The 8,321-nt window shown below is 73.2% G+C and carries 7 protein-coding genes and 1 pseudogene; 2 read left to right on the forward strand and 6 right to left on the reverse strand.

Annotated features, from left to right (window positions below; genetic code table 11):
• From PINTE_RS19165 to PINTE_RS19180, 4 genes and pseudogenes are all read right to left on the reverse strand, one after another.
• The coding region (locus PINTE_RS19165) for an NB-ARC domain-containing protein (RefSeq protein WP_245643062.1) at positions 1 to 1,449 on the reverse strand (1,449 nt) is incomplete at its 3' end.
• Between the two features lie 257 nt (positions 1,450 to 1,706).
• Positions 1,707 to 2,159: pseudogene (locus PINTE_RS25155) on the reverse strand (NACHT N-terminal Helical domain 1-containing protein); the annotation flags it as partial.
• A 71-nt stretch (positions 2,160 to 2,230) separates the two neighbouring features.
• The gene (gene purB, locus PINTE_RS19175; protein ID WP_068433915.1) at positions 2,231 to 3,673 is read right to left on the reverse strand and encodes an adenylosuccinate lyase; all 1,443 of its coding nucleotides are present in this window, start codon (positions 3,671 to 3,673) and stop codon (positions 2,231 to 2,233) included.
• 73 nt (positions 3,674 to 3,746) lie between these two features.
• Entirely contained in the window at positions 3,747 to 4,229 is a 483-nt protein-coding gene (locus tag PINTE_RS19180; RefSeq protein ID WP_068433917.1) for a low molecular weight protein-tyrosine-phosphatase, read from the reverse strand.
• Positions 4,230 to 4,440: 211 nt separating this feature from the next.
• Here PINTE_RS19180 and PINTE_RS19185 point away from each other — a divergent pair, with 211 nt between their 5' ends.
• Together PINTE_RS19185 and PINTE_RS19190 are read left to right on the forward strand one after the other, a co-directional pair.
• Positions 4,441 to 4,650: a hypothetical protein gene (locus PINTE_RS19185; RefSeq protein ID WP_068433919.1), complete on the forward strand. Its 210-nt coding sequence runs from the start codon at positions 4,441 to 4,443 to the stop codon at positions 4,648 to 4,650.
• Between the two features lie 2 nt (positions 4,651 to 4,652).
• Positions 4,653 to 6,062, forward strand: coding sequence for an Asp-tRNA(Asn)/Glu-tRNA(Gln) amidotransferase GatCAB subunit A (locus PINTE_RS19190; RefSeq protein ID WP_068433926.1), 1,410 nt, complete (start codon positions 4,653 to 4,655; stop codon positions 6,060 to 6,062).
• A 53-nt stretch (positions 6,063 to 6,115) separates the two neighbouring features.
• Here the strand turns inward: PINTE_RS19190 and PINTE_RS19195 are convergent, their stop codons facing one another.
• Complete coding sequence (locus PINTE_RS19195; RefSeq protein ID WP_068433921.1) at positions 6,116 to 7,030, reverse strand: chromosomal replication initiator protein DnaA; 915 nt, start codon at positions 7,028 to 7,030, stop codon at positions 6,116 to 6,118.
• 208 nt (positions 7,031 to 7,238) lie between these two features.
• Positions 7,239 to 8,321: ATP-binding cassette domain-containing protein (locus PINTE_RS19200; protein ID WP_157087383.1), on the reverse strand; the 1,083-nt coding region annotated here is incomplete at its 5' end.

Raw genomic sequence — 8,321 nt, forward strand, 5'->3', positions numbered from 1 at the left:
TCTCACCGAGCCGGTGTGGCCGGTGAGGGTGTGGCGCAGGGCTTCGTGAGGAAGGTCCGGAACGCGTCCGCTCGGCAGAAGGCGATGGCTCGGCGCAGTCTCGACCAGCTGGCCGCCCAGATCGCGAGTGAAGCCCTCGGGCGGCAGGCGACTCGCGAGGGTCTGCGCGAGCCAGCAGCTGTCGCCCATCGGGCTCAGCACCGGAGCGTCCTGCCTGAGCACCCGGCGCAGCTCCACGAGGTCCATGAGGCCTGGCGTGCGTTCGACAACGGCCGAGAGGTCCAGATCGAGGAGGTCGCGCCCGTCCCGCTCGAGGCTCACCGCCAGGTAGCGCGGGTGACGCAGGAGCGCGACTAACTCCGCTTCCTCCGCGGGTTCCGCGAGGTTGAGGTGGTAGCCGAGCCACTCCCGCCAGTAGTCCGAATCGTCTGGCAGCTCCCACCACGCGGTTGGAAGGCCGCTGCCCGGCTCCGCCGAGGCCGTGACTGGCACGAGCGACCGATGGGCGCCCACGAGACTCGCGTGGAGATGTTGCTTCTCCTCATGAGTGTGTTGGCGCGCCAGATAGTCGGCGATCACGTCGTGGAGTCTGATCCATTGCGTCTTGGGCGAACTCGGCTCCAGGTGCGCCTCGTTGATGAGCGAGAGCCTGCGGAGTGAGGCGCAGAAGTCTCGCGTGCGAGCCGCGGACCACCTCGTCCGAGGCTGCCACCACCGATGGAGTGCCTCGACCGGGATCTGGTGATCGGTGGGGAAGACCGCCAGCGACTCGTACAAGTCGCGGCAGTCCCGCCCCGACACCGTGAGGCGCTCCAGGGAAACCGACATCGTGTTGTGCACGGCCTGTTCGCGACGCTCGGGGTTGGTCGGATCGAGATCGGTGACGCCGCCCTCGCGGAGCCGGTCCAGACACTCGCTCAGGGCCTCGCCCGTCGGTCGCCCGGAGGAAGCCTCCCTGACGGCACCGTTGACCAACCCGAGCAGCAGCGGCCAGCGGCCCGTCGCCCGCAGGATCCCGTCGACGATCGGCGCGCTGGTCCGCTCATCGCCGCCGGTGAACGTCAGGCCCTGGAGCAACAGCGCGCGGGCCTGGTCCGCGCTCATCGTGTCGACCTCGGTCGGAACCGTGCCGGTGGGCAGCAGGCCGGAGTTGCGGGTGGTCACCAACAACACGACGTGGTCGCCGAGCCCCTGGAACACCGTGAGCTGGTCTGAACGCCACACGTCGTCGATGACGAGGAGGACGGGCCGTCGGGCGGGTAGCGCGGCGATCAGCGACTCGCGGGCGGTGGCCGGGGTGGCGGCCGACGGGTCGACGCCGGAGAACCATCGGGTGACCTCGTTGAGCTTCGCGGCGATGTGGGTCTGTTCGGTCTCCGTCTCCGAGAACTGCACCCACACGACCCCGCCTGGGTAGGAGACGCGCACGTCCGAGTCGTTGGCGAGCATGCGGGCGATCGTCGTCTTGCCGAATCCGCCCGCCCCGTGCAGGCCGACCCGCCGACGACGCTCGTGTCACCGCGCGCCGCGGCCTTGAGCTGCGCGCGCAGCGGGTTGAAAAGATCCGGGCGGGGGACCTCGGCGCCGGTCGCCTCTGGCACCTTGAGGATCGGACCGGTCGGCGTGGGAGGTCTCAAGATCCCTACGACCTGCCGCGCGGTCCTGTTCGTGTCGCGGGCCAGCACGTCGCTGAGGCCAGCGACCGAGGTGACGAGCGGGGTGTATTCAGCGACGGCGGCATCGAGGAGAGCGCGGTAGAGGGTGGACTGCCACTCGCCGCCCTGGTCCTCTTCCTCGCGCCGAGCCCCGTGGTCGCGCAGATAGTCGACGAAGCCGTCCGGTTCGTGAAAGGCCGCCAGGATGGCCTCGTCGGTGTCCGTCGCGCTCTCGAGGCGTCGGGCCACCGTCTCGACGATCCGCTGGATCTCCGCGCTGTTCTCGCGCGTGCGCTCGACGCGCACCGTCTTGTTCACCTGTGAGGCGAGGGCCTCCGCGATGCGCCGCTCCAACTCGCCGCGCTTGGGGCGTGCTGTGAGGCTCGGCTCCACCACGCCCCGAATCGCATCGAGAATGCTCGCCTCCCGGGAACGACCCGAGATGACGAAGACCGCCTTGATGATGGATGCCGCGATCGGCAGAACGACCTCAGCCCCCACCATGGCGGAACCTTAACACCGCCGACCGACGGTCTGCGGGCCGAATGCGGTGTCAGTGACAGGAGATTCGCGCCTCAGCGCAGGTGCTCGCGCACCAGCCGCGGGGCGAGGCCGACGTAGTTCGCGGGGGTCAGCTCCACGAGCCGAGCCTCCACGTCAGCCGGCAGCCCGAGGCCGCGGACGAACTTGCGCAGGTCGTCGCCGGTGATGCGGTGGCCGCGGGTGAGCTCCTTGAGCCGCTCGTACGGGTTCTCCATGCCCTCGACCCCCTGGGCGCCCAGCGCCCGCATCGCCGACTGCACCGGCTCCCCGAGCACCTCCCAGTTGGCGTCGAGGTCGGCGGCCATCGCCTCAGGCACCGCGTCGAGGCCCGCCAGGCCGCGGCGGACGTTGTCGATCGCGACCATGCTGTGGCCCAGCGCCGTGCCGATGTTGCGCTGCATCGAGGAGTCGGTGAGGTCGCGCTGCAGCCGCGACGTCACCAGCGTCGAGGCCAGCACGTCGAGCAGCGCGTTGCTCACCTCGAGGTTCGCCTCCGCGTTCTCGAACCGGATCGGGTTCACCTTGTGCGGCATCGTGCTCGACCCGACCGTGCCCTGCCCGCGCACCTGCGCGAAATACCCCAGCGAGATGTACGTCCAGACGTCCGTGCACAGGTTGTGCAGCACCCGGTTGAACCGCGCCACGTCGGCGTACAGCTCCGCCTGCCAGTCGTGGCTCTCGATCTGCGTCGTCAGCGGGTTCCACGTCAGCCCCAGCCCCTCGACGAAGCTGCGGCTGATCGCCGGCCAGTCCGCCTCCGGCACCGCGACGACGTGCGCCCCGAACGTGCCCGTCGCGCCGTTGAGCTTGCCGAGGTACTCCGCGCCCTCGATGCGGCGCAGCTGCCGCCGGAGCCGGTGGGTCAGCACCGCGAGCTCCTTGCCCATCGTCGTCGGCGTCGCCGGCTGCCCGTGCGTGTGCGCCAGCAGCGGAGTATCCGCCAGATCCCGCGCCAGCTGCCCGAGTTCGTCGACGAGCCCGATCGCCGCCGGCAGCCACACCCGCGTCATCGCGTCGCGCACCATGAGCGCGTACGACAGGTTGTTGATGTCTTCGCTCGTGCAGCAGAAGTGGATGAGTTCGCCGAGCCGGGCCGCCTCCGCCTGCTTGGCCGCGCTGTCCGCGTCGCCCGGGCCGTCGAGCACGCCCGGAAGGCGCCGCTTGAGGTAGTACTCGACGGCCTTGACGTCGTGCACCGTCTCCTTCTCGATGGCCTTCAGCTCGGCGATGTCGTCGGCGCCGAAGTCGTCGACGATCGCCCGCAGCCGCGCCAGCTCGCCCTCGCTCAGCTCGCGCACCCCCGGCACCACGCGCCCGCGCGACAGGTGCGCGAACCACTCGATCTCCACCCGCACACGCTCCCGGTTGAGCGCCGCCTCCGAGAGGTGGTCGACCAGCGGCGCCACCGCCGGCCGGTAGCGGCCGTCGAGCGCTCCGAGGGGAACCGGCGGGGTGATCTGCGAGAGGTCGGCCATGGGTTTCATCCTCCCAGACGGGCTCGCGCGGTCCGGGCCCGGCCGCACGCGACCCGAGGCTTCGACCGGCGGGTCAGGTCAGCTGCTCGCGCACGTGCGCGACGATGCCCGGCACCGAGCGTTCGATCTGCGTCAGGCACGACTCGAAGTCCTGCGAGCTGCCGTAGTACGGGTCGGCCAGGTCGAGGTTCGTGCCTGCCTCCGGGTCGAACTCGCGCAGCAGGTGCACGGGGGTGCCGACCCCGCGGCCCAGCCGGCGCACCGTGCGCAGGTGCCCGTCGTCGGCGCACAGCACGAGGTCGCGTTCGCCGAGCCACGCCGGGTCGAGGTGCCGAGCGCGGTGCGCCGAGCCGTCGTAGCCCGCGGCGTGCAGGGTGGCCAGCGCGCGCTCGTCGGCACCGTCTCCGACGTGCCAGGCGCCGGTGCCCACCGAGTCGACCTGCACGGACTGGCCCATGCCCTCCCTCTCGAACGCGTCGCGCAGCACGACCTCCGCCATCGCGGAACGGCAGATGTTGCCCGAGCAGACGACGCAGATGCGGTAGTGGCCAGCCATCTCTCTATTGAAACCCAGCCCCCGAGGTCGCCCGCGGGCCGTCTCACCGTGCCGCGCCGGGAGCCGGGGCAGCGCGAAAACCCGACGTTAACCCCGCCGCCCGATGTGTCATCGAGCCGGTGACGCCCGGAAACGACGCCGAAACGCGGGTGCGGTGCCATGCAAGCGTGCCGCGAAGCCGCTCGGCGCCGCTCGACGAAGGGGCCCTGTCATGACCGAAACCGATCCGAGGTTCGACGAGTTCGACGAGGCGGTCGCGCGCGGGCTGCTCACCGCCGCCGCCCTGCCGATCCGCCCCGACCGCCTTCCCGCGCTCGCGGCGCAGGCCGCCGACCTCAACGCGAAGCTGCGCGCGATGACCGCGCGCGGCGACCTCGGCGAGACCCCACCCGCGCACCGCTTCGACGCGGGCTGGGAGTGAGCGTGCAACCGTTCCAGCTGAGCCTGCACGAGATCTCCCGCGCGATCCGCACCAAGGCGCTCAGCCCGGTGGAGCTGGTCACCTCGTGCCTGGAGCGCATCACCGCCATGGAGCCGGTCATCGGCGCCTTCGCCTGCGTCACCGGCGACCTCGCGCTCGACCAGGCCCGCACCGCGCAGGCCGAGATCGCCGCCGGCCACTACCGCGGCCCGCTGCACGGCGTGCCGATCGCCGTCAAAGACCTCATCGACACCGCCGGCGTGCCGACGACGAGCAGCTCACGCGTGCGCGCCGACCGCGTGCCGCGCACCGACGCCGCCGTCGTGACCATGCTGCGCGGCGCCGGGGCCGTGACGATCGGCAAGGCCCACACCCACGAGTTCGCGTTCGGCGCCACGACCCCGACCACCGCCAACCCGTGGGACACGACGCGGGTGCCCGGCGGCTCCAGCGGCGGCACCGCCGCGGCCATCGCGTACGGCGGCGTGCACGTCGGGCTCGGCTCCGACACCGGCGGCTCGATCCGCATCCCCGCCGCCGTCTGCGGCACCGTCGGCCTCAAACCCACCTACGGGCGGGTGCCGCGGGTCGGGGTCGCCTCCCTGTCGTGGTCGCTGGACCACGTCGGGCCGCTGAGCCGCAACGTGCGCGACGCCGCGGTGCTCATGAACGCCGTCGCCGGTTACGACCAGCGCGACCCCGGCTCCGTGCCCGCCGAGCCCGAGGACTTCACCCGCGCCCTCGGCCGCGGCGTCGACGGGCTGCGCGTCGGTGTACCGACCAACTGGTACACCGACCGCCTTGACCCCGAGGTCGCGCGGGCCGTCTCCGACGGGCTCGGGGTGCTCGAGGGGCTCGGCGCCCGGCTGCGGCAGGTCGAGATCCCCATGACCGACGCGCTCTACGCGATGGAGTGGGGGATCATGATGCCCGAGGCCGCCGCCTACCACCGAGCGGCGATGCGCCGCTGCCCCGAGCTGTACACCGACGAGGTGCGCGCGCTGCTCGAACAGGGCGAGACCGTGCTGGCCACCGACTACATCGACGCCCTGCGGCTGCGGCAACGGCTCAAGGGCGCCTGGGCCGCCATGATGAGCGGCCTCGACGTCGTCGTCGCACCGACGACCTTCGCCCCCGCGCTGCCCCGGGTCGACCCGCACTACGTGCACGCCGACGGGAGCCGGGAGGACGCCACCCCCGGGTACGTGCGCCTCAGCCTCCCGATGAACCTCACCGGGCTGCCGTCGCTGCAGGTGCCGTGCGGGTTCTCCGCCGCCGGCCTGCCGATCGGCATGCAGATCATGGGCAAGCCGTTCAAGGAGGCCGACGTGCTCGGAGTCGGGTACGCCGTCGAGTCCGCCACCGACTGGGTCGGGCGGATCGCCCCGACGCAGCGGCTGCAGGCGGCCTGAGCGCTGGCGCCTGGTTCGGCTGGACGCCGGTTCGGTCGGTCTCGGCGCCCTTGCTAGCGGCCGTTGCCGCGGTGGCGACCGGTCAGCTCGGCGAGGTTGAGGCACGCCTCGAGGCCGAGTCGCGCGAGCGCCGCCAGCGCGACGACCTTGAGGAGCCCGGCGACGACCGTGACGATGACAAGCCCGAGGTCGGGCGAGGGGCCGAGCGCCGCGACGCTGCCCAGCGCGTAGACCCCGGCGACGAAGTCGACGATGAGGTAGCCGACGATCAGCCAGAACGCGATCGGCGCCAGGGAGGCCGTGACCCGCCGGGCGAACCCGGGGGCCCGCTCCGAACGCGCCCCGAACGTCGACGGCGGCGCCGCGGCCTGCGCCGCCGAGTAGCGGCGCCACTCGCCGTCGCTCTCGTCTGCGTTCTCGTCCGCGGCGTCGACGTTGCGGGCGTGGTTGTCGTGGTGGGCAGGCGCGCCGGTGGCGTCACCCGCCGGGCCGGTGTCGTGCGGGGCGCGGCGCTCGCCGGCGTGCTGGGGCGCGGCGAAGGTCGTGGTGGCGACGGCGTCGGAGTCTGACGGCTCGGGCCCCGAGGCCTGGGGTTCGGGAAGTCCGCGGCGCTCGGCGCCGGCTGGTTCATGGCCGCGCACATCGTGTTCGCCGTGCACATCGCGGTCGTCGCGGTTGTCGTGATCACGGCGGATGCGCGGCACGGGGCCGGTCAGGGCCGTGGCGCCGGGCCCGCCCCAGCCGCCGGAGTCGGCCGCCTCGTAACTCGCAATCGGCTGCTGCTCCCAACCGGGCGCGACCGTCGCGTCGTCGCCGGGTCGAGCGGAGCGTCCGCTCTCGGCGGAGCCGCCGCGACCGGCGTGCTCGGCGCGCTCGCTGGCGGAGAGGTCGGGTGCGCCCCACGACCCGTCTCCGGTCGGCGGTCGATCCGTATTCTCGGCGGGGCGGCCGCCGGTGTCGTCGGGCATGAGGTGCTCCGTTCGGCAGTCACCGCCCGGGGACGCGCATGAATCTGCGGACCTCGAAGCGGTGTCGACCCGACCACTCTCCCACAGCACCCCGGGCGGTTCGGTGCTGCCAGGCCGGGAGGCGGGCTGGTCACCGCCCCACCGCGCTCGGGCGCGCGGGCGCCGCGTCTCGGCCACGACCTGCAGGCGAGGCCGCTGTGTCGCCGGATCACCTTGCGGGGAGCCGGAATTCCCGGGCTCCGGGGAGCAGCTCCTCGCGGTGGCTGACGAGCACCGTCGTGCGGTCGGCGCGGGCCCGGGCGAGGTCGGCGAGCACCGCCGCCGCGGTGGGGTGGTCGAGGTGGGCGACCGGCTCGTCGAGCAGGAGCAGCTGCCGGCCCGAGAGCACCGCCCGCGCGAGGCCGAGCCGGGCCCGCTCGCCGCCGGAGATGCCCTGGCCACCGGCGCCCAGGCGGGTGTCGAGGCCGTCCGGCAGCGCCGCGGCCCAGGCGCCCAGCCCGGCTCCGGTCAGGGCGGCGAGCAGGTCGTCGTCGGTCGCGTCGGGGCGGGCCAGTCGCAGGTTCTCGCGCAGGGTGGAGGCGAAGACGTGCGGCTCGTCGTCGACCACGGCGGCCCGCGCCCGCGCCGCCTCCAGGGGCAGGGCCGTGGCGTCGGCGCCGTCGAGGAGGTAGGTGCCCGAGGCCGGGTCGAGCTGGCGGGCGAACACGGCGAGCAGGGTCGACTTGCCGCAGCCGTTGGGTCCGGTGATCGTCACCGCGTCACCGGGGGCCAGTCGCAGGTCGACCGGGCCGACCGCGACCCGCGGCGGGCTCCAGGAGGCGGTCAGGCCCGCGATCTCGACCTCCGCGGGGCGAGCGTGTGCCGAACCGGGTGACGCGCCCGCCGTCGCGGGCGTGGGGCGGATGGTCTCGGCCGTCGTGAGGTCGTCGGTCTCGGCCGCCTCGTCCAGCGCGTCGGAATCGCCCATCGAGCCGGTATCGCCCACCGAGTCGGCCGCGTGCGCCTCGTCAACCTCGTAGGCCTCGTCTGCCTCGGACGTCGCGGCGGCGACGGCGGGAACTTGATCGAGCAGGGCGTCGAGGCGGCGGCGGGCGGCCTGGGCGCGGGCGAGGGCGCCGACGGCATCCGGCACGAGACCGACGACGTCGGCGAGCGCGACGGGCACGAGCACGATGAGGGCGGCGATCGGGGTCGGCATGCCCTGTTGCACCCACGGCACGAGGGTCAGCGCGACCCCGGCGGTGGCGGCGACCGTCAGCAGCGGGGTGAGCGCCACCCCGACGGCCCGGCC

Source organism: Piscicoccus intestinalis NBRC 104926 (genome assembly GCF_001515525.1).
GTDB classification, from domain to species: domain Bacteria; phylum Actinomycetota; class Actinomycetes; order Actinomycetales; family Dermatophilaceae; genus Kineosphaera; species Kineosphaera intestinalis.